This is a genomic window from Chitinophaga sp., assembly GCF_039596135.1.
Lineage (GTDB): Bacteria > Bacteroidota > Bacteroidia > Chitinophagales > Chitinophagaceae > Chitinophaga.
Window position 1 is genome coordinate 1 of record NZ_JBCNKH010000096.1, and the last position, 23,334, is coordinate 23,334.

Here is a 23,334-nt window from a genome sequence, read left to right on the forward strand (position 1 = left end):
GTAGATTAGTGTAACGAATTTTGCGCATCTGCTATATTTGAGGCGGCAAGATAACGATATTCAGATTTATTTTGATACCATCCATACCAGAATCAATGCATTCTTACCAATCACCAACCAGCAGCGCTACCCTGAAAAAATCGCTCTTTTCAAAGATAGAGCCCTGGTTTTGTCCCCCTTCATAAACCAAATTTCACTTGTGGATAACAGATTGTGGAAAAGTTTTATAAAAGTGAAATACAACTAGTTATTAATAATATTTATATATTTACACAGGCATTCAACATGGTTTGATTTTTGCCATTCAATGGGGACATACATTGCAATTATCCAATGAAAACTTTTATTATCCTTCGTAAACGGGGATAGTAGCGTAACCATCGTTAAGAAGAGAAGAAAGAACAAGAATTATTTTATCATCCTTTGAAAATCTAAAATACTATGATCCAGGTTATCTATTCCTACAAAAACCGTGAATTCCATCAGCTGGAAGATGCTGTCATGAACCAGCTCGCACAAATGGGTGTAAGACAAATGCATGCATTACTGGAACCCCTTTCCGACACTTTGGTAAACGAATGTGGCCGGATTAAAATCAATCTCGACCATCATCCAAAAATCGAAGTAGAAGGATTCAGCAATCCGGTAAAAGAATACATCGAAATGGTACTGAGAGGTGAAGCATAATTTCAACCTTCTACATCCGCCAGTTCGTAAAACGTAGCACGACGCAAGGGCTGCATCGGTCGTTGTTTAAACTCACTCCAGGCTTTTGTAAACGCTGCCCCGTAGTAAAAAATAATCGAACTGTAAAAGATGAATAGCATCAAAAGCACAGCCGAAGCAGAGGCACCGTATAAAATCCCTATATTTCCTCCGTACAACAACCGCCTCAAAACATATTTGCCGATCCCGAACAGGATCCCGGTAAGGAACGCTCCTGAAAAAGCGACCTTCCAGTCAGGTCTGGCATCAGGTAAATAACGGAACAATACCATAAACCACGCAGTAACAATACACAGCGAGACCAGCTGTGTAAATATTTCGTTGAAGATCAGGTCTGCATTAGGGAAAAGATCATGGATATAACTGCCCAGAAAAGCATGCGCACTTTCTGTCAGCAAACTGGCCAGGAAGAGTATACCTGCTGCGCCAATCACAATCAGGGAACGTAATCTACCCAACAGGGATGAAACAAACCCCTCCCGCTCCGGCAGGCGAATCTGCCACAACTGGTTTAGGGATCCACGAATAACTTTTAATAAAGTAGTGGCTACAAACAGCAGGAATATAAACAGTAATGTCGCTACCGGCCAGGTCTTCCCTAAATTGCGGAATCCCCTTAGCGTCACAATCACCTGCTCGGCGCTATCCGTACCTACCAGCTCGCCAAGGCGCTGAAACAACTGTTTGCCCAGATGCTTGCGGTCAAATAACAGGCCCATAACCTGCAGCAGAATCAATAATATAGGCGGTAACGCAAAACTGGCAAAAAACGCTGTTGCGCCTGCCAGTCTCAACGGATCATTGCTTTGTAAAGTCCGGAATGCAGTCCGGAATGTGCTAAAAAAGTCTCTTGACATCGGGAACTGTATGGTCAGGTTAAAAAGCCCAAAAAATCATGCCTTTTATCCCCGCCCACTATTCATTTATTTGCTTAGTTTAAAAATCCTGCCTGGTACCACATCCCGGTCATTTGCTCCTATTATTTCTTCAATACAAAAAACTCCTGCGACACCAATACCCTATCCGGTATCACATCCCCATCATACGACAATGTATTAAACTGAAAAGCAGAATCACTAACAGCCGTCACCACACACAACGTACTATCCAATTTAAAATATTCCTTCGTCATATACTCATAACCAAAAGAATCCCGCTGGTTATCCAGAGACAACACAGCCTTACCAGTCGTATAACCCGTCAGCTGAATATCCAGGTACGCAGTACTATCTGCATACGTGCTGGTTTCATTCCTGTAATAAACAGTATCCCCACTGGTATCCGTGTAATACTGCTTACTGACCGTTTGCGTAATGAACCACTTGCCTGTGTAATTGATTGAAGTCCTCGTATCATCATTTTTCTTACAGGCCACCGTCAAAGCTACCAAAGCGATTAGCAGTAGTTTTCTCATGGATATTAAAAATAATTATAAGGCCGCAAAAATAGTTTTTTTTCCCTTCCCTCAAACGCCGGCTAACCCTAATTTGTTACATCCTTCTCCTCATCTTTCTTCTTACTACCCAGTTTTATCTTCACTTTACCATTACTATCATCAGTAGCATGAAGATGCAATACTATTCCTTTGGTCCTGCGTTTGCGTTTTAGTTCTTTGTCATCAATATCTTCATCCTTCCTGGGATTACGCAGCGGCACATCAATATAGAGATCTGTGCCTGAAGTCATGCCATATACCCCGGATACATCCATGTAAAGTACACTGGAGTTGATCTGCATAGGAGGCACAAGCACTTTATCCCCCTGTATGGTGAGGCTATTTTTTACATTTTCGAATGTAATATTCCCCATATCCCGCTTTCTGAAAGCAATATTGCCAATATCTTCCAGTTGAGAAACATGTACCAGCGCACCCTGTCTCAATTCAAAGCCCATAGTGCCATATAGCGACTTTGGCGCTACTCTTCCATTGTCGGAAATATTCCCGGATAAGTTTGCTTTTGCCGATAAAATACCTCTCAGGTTTTTCGAATTTAAGGCCTGCATACCGAAATCATTAAAAGCATAGAACAACTGGTCTACATGCACATTGTTAATGTCTGTATTGACCTTAAAGCGGTTGCTATTGCCATTCTGGCGAATATCTCCGCTCAGGCGGATACTGCCGCCGGCGTGAGACAGTGCAATCTGGTTGAGTTTAATGGCTGATTGGGTCAGGGCAAGGTCCGCCTTTACCTGGTGGGCGATGAAGCGCTGGTAGATCAATTTATCCAGCTGCACATTCAGGTTCACATTACAGGCATTCAGCATCACATCCAGCTGACCGGTAATGCGGGCCATCTTCCTCCGCGTGGCAGCCCTGCTTTGTACCACTTTTCCCCTTTGCGCCAGGAAACTCCTGAATTCATTCAGGTCCAGTATAGGACTACGAACTTTCCAGTCGAGCTGCAATTTTTCAGGGGCGGTGAAAAAGAGGTTGGTGATATTGAGCACACTTCCTTCCATGAAAAGTTTGCTTTTGGCCGTTTGCACACTGATATTTTGCAGGTAAAGGTCCTGCCCGGTAAAATCCAGCCTGGCATTGCAATCAGTAAACTGCAGGTTGCGCGGGGTGTAGGCGAGTGCACCATGCAATACTTCTACCGTTCCTTTCAGGTAAGGCTTAATCGTATCGCCGGCGGTAATCCCCCCTTTGTAATAAAGGTGCGCCTTGGCAATACCGCTGGTGAAGTTAAAAACGCCATCAGCATTGAGATTCGTGAGGGGAAAGTCGGCGCGGAAAAAGCCGGTGAGTGCAGGATGCTGTAAGTTAGAAATATGTACAGTATCTGCTGTCACCGGAATGCTGAAACAGCGGGTGTTCAGGTTATATAAACTGATGATGGAATTATCATCTCCATGCCCGTTACCAGGTACCCAGTCATTGCTGTAACTACCGCTAAAGCTGCATTCCGTCAGTTCCAGTCCCTTAGTGGTGACATTGTTATTGGTTGTTTTCCAGCTCACATACAGAAGCGGTGTCCCCCTTTTACCAAGACTACCGTTGATCACACACGCTGCATCCAGTGGCTTTTCCATATGAATGCTGTCCAGTTTTTGCGCAATTTTGGGCGTCAGCATAGTAGCCACATGTGCCAGAGACAATTTTTCTGCAATGATATGAATCGTGAAAGCTTTATCACCTGCAAAAGAAAAATTCGCACCTACAGCAAGGTCCTGTTTATCATCTACCCGTAGTACCTGTTGGGGAATATCCAGTACCTTTTTCTTTGTATTGAAATGCAATTCCAGTGCTGTAGACAGGTTTTTGTCTTTTAGAAAACTACCCTTTTCTGTATTGAAAGCAAAGGAATGTACTTTCAGGTTCATATCCACATGAGCAGTCCAGCCGGAGTCGTTGGTGAGGAAACTCCCTTTCAGGCGGGCTATATCAAAATCAAAAGACTTGCCTTTGAGCTGATTATCCAGCACCAGTCTTACATGCTCTAAATTCATACGGGTGATATCCGCATTGGTACGGCTACCTTTGGTAGTCTTTACATTTTCCTCTTTTTTCTTCAGCACACTGGCATTGGAATAACCGGTACTATCCGTATAAAAATAGATGGTTCCGTTTTTAAGGCTGATCTGTTTAATATCGAGTTGTTTTCTCAACAGGGCAAGGGTATTTACCTGCACAAAGAGGCGGGAAACGTGTACCAGTTCGTGTTTGTGCTGTGCCCACAGACTGTCTTTCACACTCACCTCCTGTAGTGAAACCGATACATCCGGGAAACTTTGTATCAGGGCTGGCTCCATATTCCCAATAGACAACTCTCCCCCATGGAGGCGGTCATTCAGCTGGTCGCTGATCTGCTGAAGGATGTATGCCTTATGTGTATGTATATAAAAGGCAAGGGCCAGCCAAAGCAATAGCAACAGACCTATGAGGCCACTGAAAACAATGATGGTTATACGAAGCCATTTGCGCATATACAGTTTAATATACGAAAAAAATGCCAAACGGACTGCTCAGATGACTTCCCCACTGCTGCAATCTAACGGAAAGTCCCGCCTGCCGTGCAAATCCGTTCGGTGAACCTATCCGGGAAGACCATTGGGTGATCGGACACACCTCCCCAATTTGTTAATTATGGAACAGCTTTTGTGTAAACAATGAACAATGAGCCGGGAAAGATGTATTGAATAAGCCGGAAAAGGAATAATACTCATGGAAAAACACACCTATCAAACAGGTCTGATCGGAAACTGCGCCTTTCTGGCGCACGTGAACATCAACACCAATATCGACTGGCTTTGCTGGCCTCAGATGGATAGTACCTTCGTATTCGGAGGAATGCTTGACAAGAAAAAAGGAGGAGAATTCTCCATCCTGCCCGAAGGAGAATACAATAGCCGGCAGTATTATCTCGAAAACACCAACATCCTGGTCACTGAAATTACCAATGCCAACGGCAAATACAGAATCACTGACTTTGCACCCCGTTTTTATCAATATGAAAGGTATTTCAAACCACTGATGCTGATCCGTAAGATCACACCCCTGGAAGGAAATCCGCGCATCCGGGTTAAATGTGAACCTGTATGTGATTACGGTGGCCGCAAACTCAAAGCGCAGCGAGGCAGCAACCACATCGAGTTCCTTGGCTGCGATGAACATATCCGCCTTACCACCAATATTCCCGTAAGCTATCTTTTTGAAGAGGAATTCTTCGTCTTAAACGAAGATAAATACCTGCTCCTCTCCTATGGTCAGCCGCTGGAAGCCCCGCTCAACAGCACCGCAGAGCGTTTTCTCCGCGAAACGACTGTATACTGGCGCACCTGGATCAAACACTCCAATATTGCCAACTTCTACCAGCCAGCCGTCATCCGTTCTGCGCTGGCCCTGAAAATTCACCAGTACGAAGATACCGGTGCTATCATCGCCGCCAGTACTACCAGTCTGCCAGAGTCTCCGGGCAGTGGGCGTAACTGGGATTACCGCTACTGCTGGCTCAGGGATACCTACTATGTGATTACCGCCCTCAACCATATTGGTCATTTCGAAGAAATGGAAAAATATTTCAGCTATGTCGCTGATATTTCCTTCTCCGGCGATTACCGGTACCAGCCACTCTATGGCATTACAGGGAAAAAGAACCTGATTGAGCAAATACTTCCACACCTGGACGGTTACCAGGGCAATCAGCCTGTCCGGATCGGGAACCAGGCATATGAGCATATCCAGAATGATATCTACGGACAGGTGCTCATCTCTATGCTTCCATTGTATACAGATCACCGTTTTATCTTCTCCGAAAGAAAAGATTCCGCCTGGTGGATAGAGTACCTGCTGAAAAAGATAGAACGTACAATCGATGAAAAGGATGCGGGGATCTGGGAGTTCCGCAACTTCGCCAACATCCATTGTTACAGTAATCTCTTCCAGTGGGCAGGTTGCTCTGCTGCAGAAAAGATGGCCCGCATCATTGGCAGCAATGACCTCGCGGCGCAGGCAATGGTATTGAAGAACAGGGCCGCTGCACACATTGAAAGTTGTTACGACCCTATTCGTAAAGTATATACCAATGCAACGGGCAGCCTGCATCTTGATGCCAGCACATTGCAGCTCATTATGATGAACTACCTGGATCCGGCATCTGACAGGGCCAAAGATCACCTGTCAGCATTGGAGAAGGAATTGAAAACACCGAATGGCCTATTCTACCGCTATCTGCATTCAGATGATTTCGGAAAACCTAAAACTACCTTTCTCGTATGTGCGTTCTGGTATGTAGAAGCGCTGGCATGTGTGGGGAGAGTGGATGACGCTGTGAAGGAATTTGAAAAGCTGATGCAGTATTCCAATCACCTGTTATTGTTTAGTGAAGATGTGGATGAAGCCAATGGTAGTCAGTGGGGCAACTTCCCGCAGGCATACAGTCATGTAGGGTTGATGAATGCTGCTTACAGGATAGCGATGAAGCTGGATACGCCGATTTTCAAATAGTAAAAAGTTTGGTGGGCAAATGCCCACCAAACTTTTTTATACCAATATAAGTGATTTCAAAAACGCCCGCACCTCCCTATGATTCCTCAAATAAAACCTCGCTGCCGATACCTGGCTCCCCACCTTAATCGTCACCGCATCCTGTGGCAGCGCTTTAAAAATATCCTCATCTGTATGGTCGTCACCAATAGCCAATGTAAACCTGTAATGGCTGTTCTGCAACCACGACATGGCAGCTTTCCCTTTATTGATCTCCACATTCTTCACCTCAATCACCTTATCGCCCGGCAATAATTGCAACCCTTTATCCGCTGCAAAATACCGCAATGTATTCATCAGCTCATTCGCACGCAATTCACCCAAACCTGCTTCCGCCTTGCGATAATGCCATACCAGCGAAAAACTCTTCTCTTCAATAAACGAACCCGGCGTACGATCTGTAAACGTTTCCAAAATCGGTGCAATATCCGACTTCCACTGATCCGTCAACCCTGGCAATTGCTGCCACTCCTCACCATATCTTTTCTGAAAAGCACCATGTTCTGCAATGAGATCTAATTTCAGGTGTCCCAGCCACTCTTCCAGTGTCTGGTATTTACGACCGCTCACCATTACCACATGATTCAGTGGGTCTGCTGTCAGTTCTGTCAATAACTGGATCAGGTCCTGGTCAGGCGAAGCTAAATCAATATTCGTCTGGAATCCTACCAGTGTGCCATCATAGTCCAGGAAGATCACCCGCTCCTTTGCCGCCTTATAATCTTTTCTTACATGCACCTGCATTTCCAGGCTCATTCTTCTCGCCAGCATAGACTGCTGTAACTGTTTCACTTCCTGTAATCTCGCCATAAATAATTTTACCCAATGTGAAATATTGAACTTAGATACAATCTGCTGCATCTGTTTCATTCTTCTCCGTTGCTCACCCTCCGGCATGTTCAATGCTTCGTGAATCGCGCGTGCGATTGCACCAATGTTATTAGGGTTCACAATGAGTGCATCAATCAGTTCCTTGCTGGCGCCGGCCATTTCACTCAGAATCAATACACCGTTGCTATCCTTCCGGCTGGCCACATATTCCTTGCTCACCAGGTTCATACCATCGCGCATCGGTGTTACCAGCCCTACATCTGCAAAGCTGTACAACGCAGACAATGTCTCTACCGGAAAACTACGGTAAAAATAATTGATAGGATGCCAGTTCAATGTCCGGAAGCGGGCATTGATACCGCCTGCCAGCATATCGATAGCATCTCTCAGTTCCTTGTATTGTGCCACAGTATCTCTCGATGGCACTACGATCATATACAGTACAACCTTCTCAATATATTCAGGATACAATTGCAGGAATAATTCAAATGCCTGCAAACGCTGTATAATACCTTTACTATAATCTAACCGGTCGATAGACAGTACCATGTGTGTACCCTGGAAATTCTCGCGCAGGCTTTCCACCTGTTTAAGCACTTCAGGATCCTGTGATAACAGTTCAAACTTATTGTTGTCAATACCCATAGGGAATGTCTCTGCTACTACAGCCCGGTCATTCACTGTCACAATGTTTGCAGTAGCATTTAAAGGCAGCAATCGCGTCACCGCGTTGAGAAAATGATGGCTGTCATCAAAAGTATGGAAGCCTAACAAATCTGCGCCCAGCATCCCTTCCAGCAGTTCCACCCGCCATGGGATGAGACGGAATAATTCAAAGGAAGGGAAAGGAATATGCTGAAAATAACCGATGGCAACATCCGGCGCTGCGGCGCGGATCATGCCGGGCAACAGCAGTAACTGGTAGTCGTGAATCCAGATAATATCTCCGGGTGCTGCCACTTCCAGAACTACGTCCCTGAATTTTGTATTTACCTGATAATAATAATCCCAATATACCTGGTCATAGCGGGCATAAACGGACATATAGTGGAAAACCGGCCACAGTACCTCGTTCGAAAATCCTTCGTAATAGTTGTTGATTTCTTCCTGGGTCAGGTACACCGGCATAAGGTTCATAGTGCCCAGTTGCTCTTTTATGTGCCCCTGTGCTGCTTCGTTTACATCCACGCCGGGCCATCCAATCCAAATGTTGTAGCCTTGCCTGTAAATGGACCCCAGCCCTGTAGCCAAACCGCCTTCACTCGGATTCAACACATATTCTCCATCTTTCTCTGTGATCTTCACCGGTAGCCTGTTCGATACAATAATGGTTTTACTCATAATACAGTTTTAGTCAAAAAAATGCCAATCGACGTATGGAATTCCACACATCAAAAAACGCACCTGAATAGTACGGGAAAAATGACACCTGTCACATATGCCAAATAAATGAAAACCCCGGGTTCTGCTAAGTAGAAGCAAGTATAAATGTATGCATGGGGATGTGCCAGGCGAGGCAAAGGTACGAATAATAAATTTAATGGGGTTTTAGAAGTACAATGAGTCACTTCTGCCCAAAAGCAGAAGCGACTCATATATCCATAGTCGTTATAATACGATTATCGTCTTTCCTTTACTGTTTAGTTTTTTTACCTCTGCCAATGTAGCCGGTGTTTCTTCTAATGTAATTTCCTTTTCTACCGGTACTATCAGCGCACCGTTATCCACTGCATTAGACAATGCATCCAATGATGCCCGATTCCCTTTTGTCTCAAAATTACCACCCTGCAATCCCTTCTTTTTCAAATCTTCCTCATCCGCTACAAATGCTGTAGTCAGTGCTACACCACCTTTCTTTACGTATTGGGTCAGTGTTTTAAAAGCCTCTGGACTACTGACCATATCAATCAGCCCATCCACCCCATCAGGATATTTATTCCTGATAATATCCGCTACGTTCAGCTTCTTATAATTTATCGTTTCTTTCGCACCAAATTCACTCACCCTGCTGGCACCCGCATCGTCACTCACCGTACCAATTGCATAGATTCCCTGCATGGCGGCCAGCTGAATAAGGAAAGAACCTACTCCCCCGGTGGCACCCACCACCAGCAAAATTTGTTCATGTTTCAATCCTGATTTCTCCAGCAGCTGCAAAGCAGTCATCCCTGCAGTCGGTATTGCTGCCGCATACTTCAGTGGTATTTGCTTAGGGGCCAACGCCAGTGCTGCTTTTTCAGGTACTACTATGTACTCTGCAAACGTTCCTTCGCCTACTGGTGCATGCAGGAACTGACCATAGATCTGGTCCCCGGCTTTAAAGTGCGTCACACCTTCACCCACTTCCTCCACTACACCCGCCGCATCTACCCCGGGTATCATAGGAAAGTGATGCGGCATCTGCCCATCCAGAATGCCATCAATCATCTTGGTATCAAAAGGATTGATACCCGCTGCTACTATACGTACCAGCATACTGCCGGGCTTTACTACCGGCCGGGGTTGTTCTGTCAGGGCTGGTGTCGCTTTAAACTGGGGAATTGTAATGGCTTTCATATTTAAATTTTAGATAGTAATGTGCAACAAAAACTCTGCCGGGCCAAACCTTATTCCCATTTCTTTGAAACTCCTAAACGCTGTGCACTGTAAATACCTGCATGACCGCTGAAATAATATGCCGTAAAACACGCAACAGCAAAATACAATGCATTGCTGGTCCCAAACAATTCTACCCCCATAAGTGTACAGGCAATCGGTGTATTCGTTGCACCTGCAAATACTGCGATAAAGCCTAAGCCGGCAAAGAGATCCACTGGTGCCCCCATCAATACCGCAATAGTATGACCCAGGGCGGCTCCGATAAAGAACAGTGGTGTCACCTCTCCCCCTTTAAAACCCATCGCCAATGTGATAGCGGTGAACAACAACTTCCACAACCAGGCCCAGTCAGGCATCTCCATATCTTTGAAAGCATTGACAATGCTCACCCCACCAGGATCCCTGCTGGTCACCCCAAGGCCGGTATAGTCTTCAGTTCCCAGTACCCTGCAAAATGCTATGATAATAATACCACCCACTACAGGTATCAGCCAGGCTGGGCGAATAAACTCCCTGCTGTATTTTTTAATCTGGTGCATACAGCTGGAGAAAGCAAAACTGGCTAACCCAAAGGCAATACCAGCAAGAATCACCTTTGCCAGCAACAGGTAATCAAACGGTGTTGCCGCCTTGAATAAAATCTGGTAATGTGTATGATGAATACCCCAGGCACTACATACCCAGTCAGAAAAGACTGCGGCAATTAAACAAGGCACCAGCCCATCGTACCGGATTACGCCAATCGCCAGCACTTCCAGCGCAAAGATAGTACCTGTCAAAGGTGTGCCAAATACCGCCCCAAAGCCCGCTGCAATCCCCGTCATGAGCAAAATCCGGAGATCCCCGGGAGATAAGCGCATCCATTTGGCCAGCAAACCAGCCATACTGCCGCCTATCTGTACCGCAGTACCTTCACGCCCCGCAGAACCCCCAAATAAATGCGTGAGAATAGTAGTGAGGAGTACCAATGGCGCCATCCTGGCTGGTACACCGCCGCCAGGTGCATGAATCTCGTCCATGATGAGGTTATTCCCTTTCTCAGCATCGCCCCCCAGTTTATTGTACAGGAAATAAATGCCGATACCCGCTATAGGCAATAAATACAGCAACCATGGATGTTCCCAGCGAAAATGCGTAACGTAGTCCAGTAACCAGAGGAATAAGGCTACCAGCGAGCCGACTACCAGTGCAACAGGAATAATAATAACAGTCCAGCGAATCAGCTGGTAAGCAATTGTGAATTGTTCTAAAGATTTGTTAAATTTCATCATGTTCCTACAAATATATAAATAGAACCGCCTGATTGTATAGGCAGGAGTATACATACTATTTGCAGGCGCCATCAGACCCGAAGAATACGGGACGGTTCTGTGCAGGAAGACACCATTTCCTGGTCGTAAGTGCAAATATACAGGAATTATTCAAACGTTTGTTTAGCAAAACCAGCCACGAACGTGTGATCCATCTGATTAAAATATTTTTTACCTTCAGAATCTCTACAGAATGTTTTTCTTGTTTTGTAGTATATGCACAACATTACGTTTCTACCGTTAATCTGTATTGGATGAGAATAAATTCTTTATACCTGCAACTGTTATTGCCATTCGTAATAATAACAGGGGTTCACGCTCAGCAAATCACGGTCGATTCGGCTGCCGCACCAGTTAAAAAGGATACGTCCTATTTAAGATTCTTCAGGGGAACCAAAAAATATGAATGCTCCATCGCCAGCGTAGTAGTACCCGCTGCTATGCTCGGCTATGGTATTGCTACCTTCGAATATGGTCCGCTCCGAAACCTCGACCACAGCACCAAAAATGAAATCGTGGAAGACAATCAGACCTTCCATACCAAAGTAGACGACTACCTTCGCTATGCACCGGCACTGAGCGTATACGCCCTGAATGCGATGGGCATCCACGGCGCACACAATTTCCGCGACCGTACCATCATCCTCGGCATCTCTACACTCCTGATGTCTGGTACCGTAGGGGGTGTCAAAACTTTATCTCACCGGCAGCGTCCGGATGGAAGTACTTTCAACTCCTTCCCTTCCGGCCATACCGCCACCGCCTTTATGGGAGCTGAATTTATGCGCATGGAGTACAAGGACGTCAGTCCGTGGTATGGTGTCTATGGCTATGCTGTAGCTACTGCCACCGGCGTACTTCGTATGTATAACAACCGCCACTGGCTCAGCGACGTAGTCGCCGGTGCTGGTCTGGGTATATTGAGCACCAAAGCTGCCTATTGGGTATTCCCTAAAATGGAAAGCATATTTACTAAGAAAGACGGGAAAAACAGCATGCATCCCATCGCGATGCCTACTTACAGCCCGGATACAAAATCTGTTGGGGTGAGCATTGTGTTCTTCCCCGGTAGCTGACAATGTCGTTTCAAATCCGCCAATAATCAACAAACAAAAGGGAGCCACTGTCAGGCCCCCTTTTTTCTTTTCTCATCAGCAATGTCTTTCTGATCGTATTCACTCTCATCATATCCCTCCAGCATGTGGTTCTGATCATCATCATAATCCTTCTTCGTAGTTATCTTTGCTTTTGGCGCTGCCTTCACATTTTCCCGCTTCATTGCTTTGATCTCCCGTTTCAGGTTTGTTGATTTTTTCATAAAGCACTGTTTTAAGGAGGGTAGTACAAAAATAGCGCCTGCCCGATGCCTGAATGCGGGTGAATACTTCTACCGAAATTGCGCTTACTCAATCCCTATATTTTCCTTTATATCATCTGTAGCCGGCGCTATCACCTTATCCCCCGGCTGCAGCGCACCAAACACTTCTGTTGAATCATTATGCTGATTCCCCTCCTGCACATCTACCCAATGAGTAATCCCACTCCGCACTGCTATCACATATTTCTTCTCTGTAGAGGTCACGATCGCCGTAGCAGGCACGACCATGGCCTGCCGGCTACCACTCACTGGAATCGTCATCTCTGCATACATGCCCGGTTTCAGAGTATGAGCCGGATTAAACACATCCACTTCCACTGCCTCCGACCGGAAACGATCATTCAATGACCCAGCCTGACGGCTGATAGTTCCTGTAAACTCCTTACCGGGCAAGGCATTTACCCTGAAAGATACCTGCTGCGCATCAGTCAGCTGTGCACTGTAAATTTCCGGTACCTGTACAATCAAACGCAAACGGTCTTCCTGCTCCAACATGAGCATAGGCCGGCCATCAATATTTGTTGTAGGGCCTACCAGTGCTCCCGGATGTACATTACGCTCCGTGATCACCCCATCAAAAGGCGCCGTCACCTGCAGGTAACTCCGGGCCGCTTCCAGTGCCCTGAAGTTCGCCAGCTGACTATTCATAATCGCACTATCCGCCAGCATCTTCGCATTGCTCACTTCCAGGTCATGGGGAGAAATAGTACCCGGTGTAGCACTCACGGCCACCGTACGCTCGTAATTATCCTTCGAAGCAGCATAGTCTGCTTTTGCCTGCAGGTACTTTGCCTGCGCCGCATAGTATTGTTGTATCACCTCAGGGGCATCCAGCTCCAGCAGCATCTGCCCTTTTCTTACCACCGATCCTCTATCCACCATTACACTTTTCACAAATCCATTTGCACGTGGATAGATGCTCACTTTCTGGTAAGCATCCAGTACTGCCGGCAACTGTATACTGGATGATAACGGCTCTTGTACCACTGTTGAAAACGTATATTGGCTTCCGTGATATTTCTCTTCTTTTTTCTTTTTCGATGCGGCCTCCTGGCAAGCAGCCAGCATGGTGACTGCACCACATAATATTACGATTCTATTCATGGTAAGTAGTTTATTTTAGTATCCTCCGGCATCAGCGAAACCGGGTCAAAAGTAGTTTTGCGCTGCATACGTGCATACACCAGCGGTAGTATGAAAAGCGCCGCAATCGTTGAAGCAATTAATCCCCCGATCACCGCCCTGCCCAAAGGCGCTGTCTGGTCACCTGATTCACCCATACCCGATGCCATCGGTATCATACCCGCTATCATGGCCAGACTCGTCATCAGGATCGGACGCAGCCTGATACCCGCGCTCACAATCCCTGCTCTATAGGCATCCCTGTAATCAATACGCAACTTCTCTGCATTTGTTACAATCAGGATCGCATTCGCTACAGATACTCCCGTAGACATGATCATGCCCATGTATGACTGCAGATTCAGTGTAGACCCTGTGAGCAACAGCATCAGCAGGGCACCCGCTATTACCGCAGGTACCGTTACCAGCACCACAAAGCTCAGCTTAAACGACTGGTAGTTGGCCGCCAGCAACAGGAAGATCACCATCACTGCCAGCATCAGGCCATTCTGCAAGCCATTCAGTGTATCTGTCAGCAACTTTGAACTACCCTGTACCTCCGCAATCAGGCCACGTGGCGGTTCTCCCATCTCATCGATTTCATGCTGCACAGCTTTGGTCGCTGCCCCCAGGTCCATGTTCGAAATATTCGCACTCACCGTCAGGTAACGACGGGGACCAGAACGATCATATTCTCCCGGTACTTCGCTGGTAGAAAAGGATGCCACATCACCCAATACTGGTCTGGCCTGCCCACGTACCAATGGAATCTCCTGCAGATCACTGATGGCCTGCATGCTATATTCCGGAATCTGAACCTGCACCTGGTAAGTGTACGCGCCTTTTTCATCCAGCCACTGGTTCTTTTCAGAGAATCGGCTACTACTTGTAGAAGCTGTCACCGAGCGTGCTACCTGGTATACATTCAATCCCATCTGCGCTACTTTGAACCGGTCTACGTTAATCTTTATCACAGGGTAATGCAGCGGTTGTACGATCTGCACATCACGCAGAAAAGGAATATCTTTCAACCGGCCCGTAAGCGCCGTTGCATATTGCTGAATCTGTTGCATGTCCTTCCCCGCTACTCTTACCTCTATCGGTGTAGCAGCCCCCTGGGCCATGATTTTCTCTGTCATATCGATCGGCTCAAAAGATACCCGCAGTTGCGGGTACTTCGCTGCAATCAGCTGGCGGAGCTTATCTTTCAGCTCATCGATATTTACTTTATAATCTTCATCCAGGTTCACCTGCAGCACCGCTTCGTGTGTACCCGCATTGAATACATACAGGTTGCTGGAACCATAGCTGGAAGGAATCAGGCCCACATATGCTGAACTGATTGCTACATTACCATCCGTAGCCTGATCAATGATATTGAGCACCTGGTGTACCTTTTCTTCCGTTCTTTCCAGGCGGGTACCATCAGGTTCCTTCAGCCGCAATTGAAATTGTCCGGTGTTGATATGCGGCATCAGGTCTTTACCGATTATTACATAGGCAGTACCCGCAGCACCAAAAGCAATGATCAAATAAAGCCCAATCACTAATGATGAGCGTTTGCCAAGCGCTTCCAGCACCCGCATAAACCACGCTTTGAATTGCTCAAAGCCACCCAGTTTTTCAGGATGCAACTCCTGCTCATGCAAGTGCTCATTTACTTCCTGCACCTCCTCCTTATCCAGCGCCAATCCCGCATGTACATGCTGATACTTTTCCGCCTTCAGCCACCAGTTAGCAATCACCGGCACCAATGTTTGCGCTGTAAAGAACGAAGCTATCATCGCAAAACCAATAGACAACGACAGTGGCAGGAACATCGCCTTCGGTACACCCGACATAATAAATGATGGCGCAAACACGGCGAGAATACACAACAGGATCAGCAACAATGGAAATGCAATCTCTTCACAAGCCTCATAAATCGCCTGCCGCTTAGGTTTTCCCATCTCCAGGTGCTGGTGAATATTCTCAATCGTTACCGTAGCCTGGTCCACCAGTACCCCAATGGCCAGCGCCAACCCGGACAGTGTCATCAGGTTAATAGTTTGCCCCGAAAGGTATAGACCAAACACTGCAGACAGGATCGCTATAGGTATAGTAATCACCACAACCAGGCAACTCCTCACATCCCGCAGAAAAAGCAACACCATCAACCCTGTCAGTACAGCTCCCAGGATCCCCTCTGTCATCAGGCCTTTCACGGCATTGATCACGGCCACTGACTGGTCAAATTCATAAGTGATCTTTGTATCTTCGGGCAGCAGGTTTTGCATTTCCGGCAACTTCGCCTTCAGTTGCTTCACCACTTCCCAGGTAGATGCATCCGGCGTTTTTACCACCGGCATGTATACTGAACGTTTTCCATTTACCAGCGCATAATCTACCGTCACATCTGCACCATCTGATACAGTCGCAATATCTTTTACAAATACAGTAGCACTACCATTGGTCGTTACCGGAATATTCCCAAAATCAGTCACCTGCTCTTCCAGTGAATTGATGGTCGTGAGGAACATTTTATTATTGATACGGATATTCCCCGAAGGGCTCATGGCATTGTTCCGCGCAATGGCTTCTACCACCTGGTCTGCACTTAAATTAAAACTGCGCAACCGGTCAGGGTTTACATTCACCACTACCGAACGGGCATTTGCACCAAAGGGCGGTGAGGCCGACAAACCCGGTACAGTGGCAAACATGGGCCTGATACGGGTGGTCGCCATATCGTAAATATCTTTCAGGGGGCGCGTCTGTGAACTGAATACAAGTTCCCCCACAGGCAATGAAGACGCATCAAAACGAATCACCTGTGGCGGTGCCGCTCCCGGCGGAAAGAAGTTCATGGCCCGGCTTACCTGCAGGGCTACCTGTGCAGAGGCTTCCCCCATGTCAGTACCTTCATAGAAGGTGAGCTTGATCATGCTGAGCCCCTGGATATTCTTACTGCTGATATTTTTGATCCCATTCACATACAGGAACTGGTCCTGCAGGCGGGTAGCAAAAAAACCTTCCATCTGCTGGGCAGACATACCTCCGTATGGTTCTATCACATAGATCGTAGGCTGGTTCAGCTTCGGAAAGATATCGATGGGTATATTGATAACTGCCAGTATAGAAAAAAGAAACACACCCAGTGTGAGTACGACAACCGAGATGGGCTTTTTTAAGGCAGTAGAGACTAATGACATAAGTTTCGTTTTAAATAAGTTATTGCACACGCGCCGCTTCCAGCTGCTGTACCAGTGCCTGTATTGAATTGGTGGCAAATGCCTCCATAAAAAGAGACTGCCATGCATCATGCCGGGTCTGAATCAGGTCGTTCTCCGCACGGTTCAATACATACAGTGCATTGGTTACATCAATAATGTTTGTCAAACCACCCCTGTACAATGCCATTTTCTGGGCCGCCGCCGCCCTGGCAGCATTCAGCTGTGCCGGCATTTCATTCAGCTTGTCGAGGGCGGTGTGAATATTCACCCGCGCCTGGTTCAGCTGGTTATCCAGCAGGGTATGCGATGCCTCGAGCTGGCTGGCAGCCGCCCGCGTGCGTACATATTGCTCCCTCATTTTATCTTTTGTATGAAAGATGTCGGCCACATTGTAAGTGATACCTACACCCGCGAGGTAGTTGTAACGGCTATATCCAAAACCACCAGCCAGGCTATTGTACGTATCATTGCTATTGATACTGGAACCTCTGGCCCATCCTGCCGCCATCAGCGTCACTTTGGGCATAGCGGTTTTACGGATCACCAGTTCGTGTATCTTATTCTGCTGCAGCAGGGCATTGTAATACACCAGTGCCGGATGCGTTTGCTCTACAGTAGCCGTATCAGACTGTGCCAGCAAAAGCTGCCGCAGCCCTTTGTCATATAGCGTATCCGGCATAATCATAGCGCTATCCAAACCCGTCAGGCTCGCAAGGTGCATACGCACCTTATTGTATCCATTCTGAAAGTCGATATAGTTCAGTCTGGCTTTAGACAACTCTGCAGCTGCAATCGCGCTGTCTACCCCCGGTTTTAAACCATGCAATACAATCGATGTCACCGCTTTTGACACGGACCTGGTACGTTCAATATTGTCTGCCTGAATACGCATCAGGTTATAATATTCCAACATAGACAGGTAATCCTGGATCACAGATACAGTGAGGTCGTTCGCTGTGATGCCGGCATCGGCACCGGCTACCTGTTGTTGCTGCCTGGCTTCATCCCTGCGCACCTTGTACAGGCCAAAATTGTACACCTCCCATTGTAATTGCGCCATACCAATATTGCCGGATACAGCCTGTAAACTGTTTGCATCCCGGATGCCCCCGGATGTAGAAGGGATAATACTCATGGGAAAATAAGAACCATATACCCCGTTGTCAGTACCTACGGTGGCTTCTTCCACCAGTTTCAGGTTGGGCCACCATTCGTGTTTTACATCGGTTGTATGCGCGGTTGCTGCGTTGGCAATGGTATTCTTGACTTTTAATGCAGGATAATGTTGCAGGGTCATATCGATGGCCTGCTTCAAAGGTAAAGTCTGTGCAAAGCAATGCCCGCTTATGCCAGCCAACAGGCATAGCAAAGCCGCACATCGCTTTGCAGTAATGTTCAGATACATAACTGCGCGAAATGTTAATGCGCTGTAACAGCGCGTCAATAAGTAATTACAGGAAAATCGTTATAAGGGAATTATGCCACCGGAGGTCCCCGCCAGTCGCTGAGCGAGACAGACACACTGATGATAGCATCAGCATATCCTTTGTAATGAGGATGAATGTAAACAAACAGCGGCTTGATCCTGATGCTGCTAACAGTCAGGAAAAATTCATTGAAATCAAGCAATCCACGGTTTCGCAGATTGAATTTATGAACGGCAGTTGTTCTGTAATGTGGATTTCCACAAAGCGCATGGAAATGTGTGGTCGTATAACTGTGCAACTGCGGCTGATCATGCGAAGGCATGTATCCCCCGTATACAAACGGGAGCAATATGCATGATAATATAAGGATGAGCCTTTGCAGCTGTTTCAATTGAGACCTGGTTTAGAACATGCAAGATATTTATTACATTTCAATTTTAATAACCCCTGCACAGGTTTTAAGCAAATTATAATATGGTCCATAGTATGGAAAGCCCTTATATTTGCCCCATGAATTGCCTTATTGTAGACGACAATAAGCTGGCCCGCACTGCAATGAAACAATTGGCCAGCCACGTTGAACAACTGCATGTACTGGGCGAATGTGCCAGTGCCCTCGAAGCCTATAACGTACTGCAAAAAGAAAAAGTAGACCTGCTGCTCCTGGACATCGAAATGCCGGGCATGAGCGGACTGGAACTGACCCGCAACCTGGGCAAAAAAGGTCCGGTCATCATATTCACCACCGTCAAGAAAGATTATGCCGTGGAAGCCTTTGAACTGAATGTAGCAGACTACCTCATCAAACCAGTGAGCCCGGCCCGGTTTATCCAGGCCATCGACAAGGCGAAGGAGATCTGTGAAAGCCAGGCACAGGAAGTACAAAGTACGGACAGTGAATTTGTCTTTATCCGGGACAACGGGGTGCTCAAAAGAATCCGCATAGACGAGATCCTCTACCTCGAGGCCATGGGCGATTATGTAAAGCTGCATACCACCCAGAAGTTTCATGCCATTCATACCACCCTCAAAGCGGTGGAAGAGAAACTGCCTCCCGGCAAATTTATGCGCGTGCACCGCTCCTATATAGTAGCATTAGACAAGATAGAATCGATTGAAGACGGTACCATCATCATACATAAAAATGCAGTACCCGTGGCAGATGCTTACCGGGCGGCCCTTAACAGCAAATTGAACCTGTTGTAAAAATCCCCACCGACAGTTTTTCCTTTTTTACCGACGGCTAATGCCTGTTAACCCAAATCGAAATGACAGGTGGTGATCCCGGATGTACCTTTAGGTCATCAAACAAATTGATCACAAAAAATAAAACAACTGTCATGAAAAAGATAACAATGCTGATGGCTGCTGCCATGTTACTGGCTGGTACAGCCACTTTCGCAAACAACACTGTTAAAGCTGCAAAAGCTACAAAAACAGCACAACAGGCTGCTCCTGCCGAGAAAAAAGCAACGCCTAAAAAACATCACAAGAAACATCACCACAAAAAAGCAGGTGCCGCAGCTAAACCAGCTCCAGCTACCAAATAGTTTTTAGTGGACATCTTTACAAAACGATCGCTTCTGCCTTAGGTAGAAGCGATCGTTTGTGGAGAAAAATTGTACCTTGTATCATCAACGATATATGCAGCCTAAACATCTGAAATACTATTTACTTGGCGTGTTTATTTCAGGGATGATCCTGTTCATAGTACTCCAGTTCAATTCCTCGCAGAACATCCGCAAGCTGATCTCAGGAAATGAACAGCTGCTGAATGAACTGAACGTGAAGAATGAGCTGCAAAAACTCCAGACCAGTATAGCCAAAACCGACAGTAAGGTAAGAGGTACCGTTATCTCCCAGGACACACTTAATATTACCGGCATCGAAGCCGACGTAGCCCTTATCAAAGCCGACCTCAACGAAATTAATAAGCTGGTCATGAGCGATAGCACAGAGAAACTGCTGACCCAGCTAAACTACCTGGTAGAAGAAAAGAACCATTTTAACGTAACCGTACTCGACTCCTTTTATACCCACGGTAAGTGGTCTGCTGAACGACTCATCAACGCACAGAAAGGAAAACGCCTTGGCGACGCCATCGGCGTTATTCTGCATCAGCTGGACAGTACCCGGCAAACTGAAGTAAACCGTACTGTACGGTTCATAGATACCAGCGGCCAGCGGGCGCAAAACTGGGGCTCGGTCATGATGATCTTTGCCTGCATCAGCAGCCTGCTCGCTTTTTTATATATCACCACGCGCATTCATAAACAGGAACAACTCATCGAAGCCCTGGACAAATCGCAGCAACAGGAAAAGAAACTAGCAGCTATCAAAGAACAGTTCCTTGCCAACATGAGTCATGAGATCCGAACGCCCATGAATTCCGTGCTGGGTTTCACTCACCTGCTCCAACAGCAACCCCTGAATGAAAAAGCCCGGGAATATGTGGCCGCCATCGAAAATGCCGGCGAAAACCTGCTGGAGATTATCAACGACATCCTCGATATTTCTAAAATAGAATCAGGTATGATGCGGCTGGAGCCCGTCTCGTTTTCCCTGCGCGGGGTATTGCACGCAGTGCAGACCATGTTCCGCATCAAAGCAGAAGAAAAGAAACTGGCCTTTAATGTAACCATAGATGATAATGTACCTGATATCCTGTACGGCGACGTTGTAAGACTTACACAGGTATTAGTGAACCTGACCAACAACGCGATCAAATTCACCAACCAGGGGCATGTAAATATCATGGTCAATAAACTGGGTGAAAACGAACACACCGTACGTGTACTGTTTGCCGTGAGCGATACCGGTATTGGTATCGCCCCCGATAAACTGCCCGCTATCTTTGACCGTTTTAACCAGGCAGAAGCCGATACCACACGTAAATACGGCGGTACCGGCCTGGGACTCACCATCGTAAAACAACTGGTAGAGCTGCAACACGGCGCCCTCACCGTAGAGAGTGAACCCGGCAAAGGGAGCACCTTTATGGTAGAATTGCCGTACGCCCCCGGAGAACTGCTGCCCGAAAACGGTGAACCCAATAGTGACAATTTCCTCTCTTCCCTCCATGCAGATGTGAAACTGCTGGTAGCAGAAGATAATAAGATGAACCAGGACCTGCTCAAACACCTGCTGGGCAACCGGCAGCTGCATTACCACCTTGTCACAAACGGGCAGGACGTGCTGAATGCCCTTAGCAAAGGGCATTACGATATGGTGCTGATGGATATCCAGATGCCGGAAATGGACGGCTACACCGCTGCCCGCAAAATCAGGCAGGAACTGCATTCCAATATCCCGATCATTGCTATGACGGCACATGCCATGGCGGGTGAAAGAGAAAAATGCCTGCAGGCAGGCATGAATGAATACCTGTCTAAACCAATCAGGGAAGAAGAATTGTTCCGGCTCATCCAGATCTTTACCGGCAAGATTAGTCCCCCCGAAGTGCATACCCCCATTAATGGCAATTTACAGCCTCATGAAGGACCTTTGGTGCAGTTGCAATACCTGAAGACACTGAGCAAGGGAGACACTGAATTTGAGCATGCCATGCTGCAACAATTCGTTACACAATTACCCGAGGACCTGGGGGCATTGAAAAAAGCTATCCAGGCCGAAGATATTCCGGGTATAAGGAGTACAGCCCATAACCTGAAAACCACCATTTCCTTTATAGGGCTGGATAGTATTTTATATCCTATTCTGGAGCCATTGGAATCACTGGAACCCAATCACTATCAGCCCGCGCTGGTAGCCGAAAAATTTGCCACATTGCGCGAGCTGAGCCTGAAGGCGATGGAAGAAACCATGGCTATCCTGCTATAGTCCGTTAATCATTTCTGAGTGATTGAACCGGGTTGGCCACAGCCGCCCGTATTGCCTGTGTGGATACCGTACAGCGTGCAATTACAAAAGCCATCAACCCTCCCAGGCCAAACATCCACCACTGCATATCTATCCGGTACGCGATCAGCAACACGAATTACGCCCAAATCACAAAATACTGGTATACAAAACCTTAGAAACTATCTCTGCAGGCAATGTGCTCGCCTTCGAACACCGCTTGTAACAATTTGAACATGTTACCACCCGATTTTCCTTTTTCAACGACACTTCGACCTCATTCACCGAAACCAACCCGGTAAGCGGGGGGATGAGCCGTAATTTTACGTCAGAAACTACAAACAAACAATTCAAAATTATTTAAAAACTAAGATCATGAACATCAAGAAAAGTCTTATTGTAGCTGCAGTATTTATGAGTGTTAGCGCAATCACTTTTGCACAGACTCCAGCTGAAAAACCAGCTAAGAAAGAAAAAGCAAAAACTGAAAAACCTGCTGCTGACACTGCAAAAGCTCACAAAGCTCACAAACCTGCTGCAACTCCTAAAAAAGGTGCATAATCTGGCAACGACACAAAAGTCTTTCAATAAGCTGGCCGAAAGGTCAGCTTATTGTTTTTTATAGATGTTTGATATAGATACCCTCCTTAATATTAACTTTCGACTTATTTCCCCCCTCCCAATTCTTACGTTGACCCTGCTTTTTCCCACGTTGATCGGTATTATTTTCCAAAAACCTCCCATCACATTTCCTTTACGTAAAGATTATACCTAACTTAAATTTTTGCCACATGAAAACTAAATGGATCTTCCTCGTTATAATACTGTTCCCGGCAATAGCCCTTTTGCAGGGGTGCATCGCATCCCTCAATCCATTGTATAC

General features: G+C 46.6%; 19 protein-coding genes and 1 riboswitch. Of the genes, 7 read left to right on the forward strand and 12 right to left on the reverse strand.

Annotated elements, in window-relative coordinates; all coding sequences use genetic code 11:
• Positions 1-441 precede the first annotated feature (441 nt).
• Positions 442-687, forward strand: a complete 246-nt coding sequence (locus ABDW16_RS28950; RefSeq protein ID WP_343674698.1) for a hypothetical protein — start codon at positions 442-444, stop codon at positions 685-687.
• A 2-nt stretch (positions 688-689) separates the two neighbouring features.
• Here ABDW16_RS28950 and ABDW16_RS28955 read toward each other — a convergent pair whose 3' ends face one another.
• The 3 genes from ABDW16_RS28955 to ABDW16_RS28965 form a co-directional block, all read right to left on the reverse strand.
• Positions 690-1,583, reverse strand: coding sequence for a YihY/virulence factor BrkB family protein (locus tag ABDW16_RS28955; protein ID WP_343674700.1), 894 nt, complete (start codon positions 1,581-1,583; stop codon positions 690-692).
• A 122-nt stretch (positions 1,584-1,705) separates the two neighbouring features.
• Complete coding sequence (locus tag ABDW16_RS28960; protein ID WP_343674701.1) at positions 1,706-2,140, reverse strand: hypothetical protein; 435 nt, start codon at positions 2,138-2,140, stop codon at positions 1,706-1,708.
• A 68-nt stretch (positions 2,141-2,208) separates the two neighbouring features.
• Positions 2,209-4,656 carry an AsmA family protein gene (locus ABDW16_RS28965; RefSeq protein WP_343674702.1) on the reverse strand — a complete coding sequence of 816 codons (2,448 nt, stop codon included), beginning with the start codon at positions 4,654-4,656 and terminating at the stop codon, positions 2,209-2,211.
• A 238-nt stretch (positions 4,657-4,894) separates the two neighbouring features.
• Between ABDW16_RS28965 and ABDW16_RS28970 the strand changes: the two genes are divergently transcribed.
• Positions 4,895-6,676, forward strand: coding sequence for a glycoside hydrolase family 15 protein (locus ABDW16_RS28970; protein ID WP_343674704.1), 1,782 nt, complete (start codon positions 4,895-4,897; stop codon positions 6,674-6,676).
• Positions 6,677-6,712: 36 nt separating this feature from the next.
• Here the strand turns inward: ABDW16_RS28970 and ABDW16_RS28975 are convergent, their stop codons facing one another.
• From ABDW16_RS28975 to ABDW16_RS28985, 3 genes are all read right to left on the reverse strand, one after another.
• Complete coding sequence (locus ABDW16_RS28975) at positions 6,713-8,887, reverse strand: bifunctional alpha,alpha-trehalose-phosphate synthase (UDP-forming)/trehalose-phosphatase (RefSeq protein ID WP_343674706.1); 2,175 nt, start codon at positions 8,885-8,887, stop codon at positions 6,713-6,715.
• Positions 8,888-9,154: 267 nt separating this feature from the next.
• Positions 9,155-10,102, reverse strand: coding sequence for an NADP-dependent oxidoreductase (locus tag ABDW16_RS28980; protein WP_343674707.1), 948 nt, complete (start codon positions 10,100-10,102; stop codon positions 9,155-9,157).
• A 50-nt stretch (positions 10,103-10,152) separates the two neighbouring features.
• Entirely contained in the window at positions 10,153-11,415 is a 1,263-nt protein-coding gene (locus ABDW16_RS28985; protein ID WP_343674708.1) for a voltage-gated chloride channel family protein, read from the reverse strand.
• A gap of 55 nt (positions 11,416-11,470) precedes the next feature.
• Positions 11,471-11,544: riboswitch (Fluoride riboswitch) on the reverse strand.
• Between the two features lie 164 nt (positions 11,545-11,708).
• On the opposite strand from ABDW16_RS28985, the gene ABDW16_RS28990 reads away from it, so the two are divergent.
• Positions 11,709-12,530: a phosphatase PAP2 family protein gene (locus ABDW16_RS28990; RefSeq protein WP_343674709.1), complete on the forward strand. Its 822-nt coding sequence runs from the start codon at positions 11,709-11,711 to the stop codon at positions 12,528-12,530.
• A gap of 50 nt (positions 12,531-12,580) precedes the next feature.
• Here the strand turns inward: ABDW16_RS28990 and ABDW16_RS28995 are convergent, their stop codons facing one another.
• From ABDW16_RS28995 to ABDW16_RS29015, 5 genes are all read right to left on the reverse strand, one after another.
• Positions 12,581-12,772, reverse strand: coding sequence for a hypothetical protein (locus tag ABDW16_RS28995; protein WP_343674710.1), 192 nt, complete (start codon positions 12,770-12,772; stop codon positions 12,581-12,583).
• A gap of 84 nt (positions 12,773-12,856) precedes the next feature.
• Positions 12,857-13,936: an efflux RND transporter periplasmic adaptor subunit gene (locus tag ABDW16_RS29000; RefSeq protein ID WP_343674712.1), complete on the reverse strand. Its 1,080-nt coding sequence runs from the start codon at positions 13,934-13,936 to the stop codon at positions 12,857-12,859.
• Positions 13,933-17,145, reverse strand: a complete 3,213-nt coding sequence (locus ABDW16_RS29005) for an efflux RND transporter permease subunit (RefSeq protein WP_343674714.1) — start codon at positions 17,143-17,145, stop codon at positions 13,933-13,935. The genes ABDW16_RS29000 and ABDW16_RS29005 overlap by 4 nt, the downstream gene beginning before the upstream one ends.
• A 19-nt stretch (positions 17,146-17,164) precedes the next feature.
• Positions 17,165-18,571, reverse strand: coding sequence for a TolC family protein (locus ABDW16_RS29010; protein ID WP_343674716.1), 1,407 nt, complete (start codon positions 18,569-18,571; stop codon positions 17,165-17,167).
• A gap of 71 nt (positions 18,572-18,642) precedes the next feature.
• Positions 18,643-18,984 (reverse strand): hypothetical protein, encoded by a 342-nt coding sequence (locus tag ABDW16_RS29015; RefSeq protein ID WP_343674717.1) that lies wholly within the window; start codon positions 18,982-18,984, stop codon positions 18,643-18,645.
• A gap of 119 nt (positions 18,985-19,103) precedes the next feature.
• On the opposite strand from ABDW16_RS29015, the gene ABDW16_RS29020 reads away from it, so the two are divergent.
• The 3 genes from ABDW16_RS29020 to ABDW16_RS29030 all read left to right on the forward strand — a co-directional run bounded on the left by ABDW16_RS29020 (position 19,104) and on the right by ABDW16_RS29030 (position 22,433).
• Entirely contained in the window at positions 19,104-19,799 is a 696-nt protein-coding gene (locus tag ABDW16_RS29020; protein ID WP_343674719.1) for a LytTR family DNA-binding domain-containing protein, read from the forward strand.
• 134 nt (positions 19,800-19,933) lie between these two features.
• Complete coding sequence (locus tag ABDW16_RS29025) at positions 19,934-20,143, forward strand: hypothetical protein (protein ID WP_343674720.1); 210 nt, start codon at positions 19,934-19,936, stop codon at positions 20,141-20,143.
• Between the two features lie 94 nt (positions 20,144-20,237).
• Positions 20,238-22,433 carry an ATP-binding protein gene (locus tag ABDW16_RS29030; protein WP_343674722.1) on the forward strand — a complete coding sequence of 732 codons (2,196 nt, stop codon included), beginning with the start codon at positions 20,238-20,240 and terminating at the stop codon, positions 22,431-22,433.
• Between the two features lie 4 nt (positions 22,434-22,437).
• Here the strand turns inward: ABDW16_RS29030 and ABDW16_RS29035 are convergent, their stop codons facing one another.
• On the reverse strand, positions 22,438-22,587 hold the full coding sequence (locus ABDW16_RS29035; RefSeq protein WP_343674723.1) for a hypothetical protein: 150 nt from the start codon (positions 22,585-22,587) through the stop codon (positions 22,438-22,440).
• A 239-nt stretch (positions 22,588-22,826) separates the two neighbouring features.
• Between ABDW16_RS29035 and ABDW16_RS29040 the strand changes: the two genes are divergently transcribed.
• Positions 22,827-23,012 carry a hypothetical protein gene (locus ABDW16_RS29040; RefSeq protein WP_343674725.1) on the forward strand — a complete coding sequence of 62 codons (186 nt, stop codon included), beginning with the start codon at positions 22,827-22,829 and terminating at the stop codon, positions 23,010-23,012.
• The last annotated feature ends 322 nt before the right edge of the window (positions 23,013-23,334 follow it).

Coding starts and splice junctions, on each gene's coding strand:
- ABDW16_RS28950 (WP_343674698.1), top strand. CDS start 442: ATGATCCAGGTTATCTATTCCTACAAAAACCGTGAATTCCATCAGCTG.
- ABDW16_RS28955 (WP_343674700.1), bottom strand. CDS start 1,583: ATGTCAAGAGACTTTTTTAGCACATTCCGGACTGCATTCCGGACTTTA.
- ABDW16_RS28960 (WP_343674701.1), bottom strand. CDS start 2,140: ATGAGAAAACTACTGCTAATCGCTTTGGTAGCTTTGACGGTGGCCTGT.
- ABDW16_RS28965 (WP_343674702.1), bottom strand. CDS start 4,656: ATGCGCAAATGGCTTCGTATAACCATCATTGTTTTCAGTGGCCTCATA.
- ABDW16_RS28970 (WP_343674704.1), top strand. CDS start 4,895: ATGGAAAAACACACCTATCAAACAGGTCTGATCGGAAACTGCGCCTTT.
- ABDW16_RS28975 (WP_343674706.1), bottom strand. CDS start 8,887: ATGAGTAAAACCATTATTGTATCGAACAGGCTACCGGTGAAGATCACA.
- ABDW16_RS28980 (WP_343674707.1), bottom strand. CDS start 10,102: ATGAAAGCCATTACAATTCCCCAGTTTAAAGCGACACCAGCCCTGACA.
- ABDW16_RS28985 (WP_343674708.1), bottom strand. CDS start 11,415: ATGATGAAATTTAACAAATCTTTAGAACAATTCACAATTGCTTACCAG.
- ABDW16_RS28990 (WP_343674709.1), top strand. CDS start 11,709: ATGAGAATAAATTCTTTATACCTGCAACTGTTATTGCCATTCGTAATA.
- ABDW16_RS28995 (WP_343674710.1), bottom strand. CDS start 12,772: ATGAAAAAATCAACAAACCTGAAACGGGAGATCAAAGCAATGAAGCGG.
- ABDW16_RS29000 (WP_343674712.1), bottom strand. CDS start 13,936: ATGAATAGAATCGTAATATTATGTGGTGCAGTCACCATGCTGGCTGCT.
- ABDW16_RS29005 (WP_343674714.1), bottom strand. CDS start 17,145: ATGTCATTAGTCTCTACTGCCTTAAAAAAGCCCATCTCGGTTGTCGTA.
- ABDW16_RS29010 (WP_343674716.1), bottom strand. CDS start 18,571: ATGTATCTGAACATTACTGCAAAGCGATGTGCGGCTTTGCTATGCCTG.
- ABDW16_RS29020 (WP_343674719.1), top strand. CDS start 19,104: ATGAATTGCCTTATTGTAGACGACAATAAGCTGGCCCGCACTGCAATG.
- ABDW16_RS29025 (WP_343674720.1), top strand. CDS start 19,934: ATGAAAAAGATAACAATGCTGATGGCTGCTGCCATGTTACTGGCTGGT.
- ABDW16_RS29030 (WP_343674722.1), top strand. CDS start 20,238: ATGCAGCCTAAACATCTGAAATACTATTTACTTGGCGTGTTTATTTCA.
- ABDW16_RS29040 (WP_343674725.1), top strand. CDS start 22,827: ATGAACATCAAGAAAAGTCTTATTGTAGCTGCAGTATTTATGAGTGTT.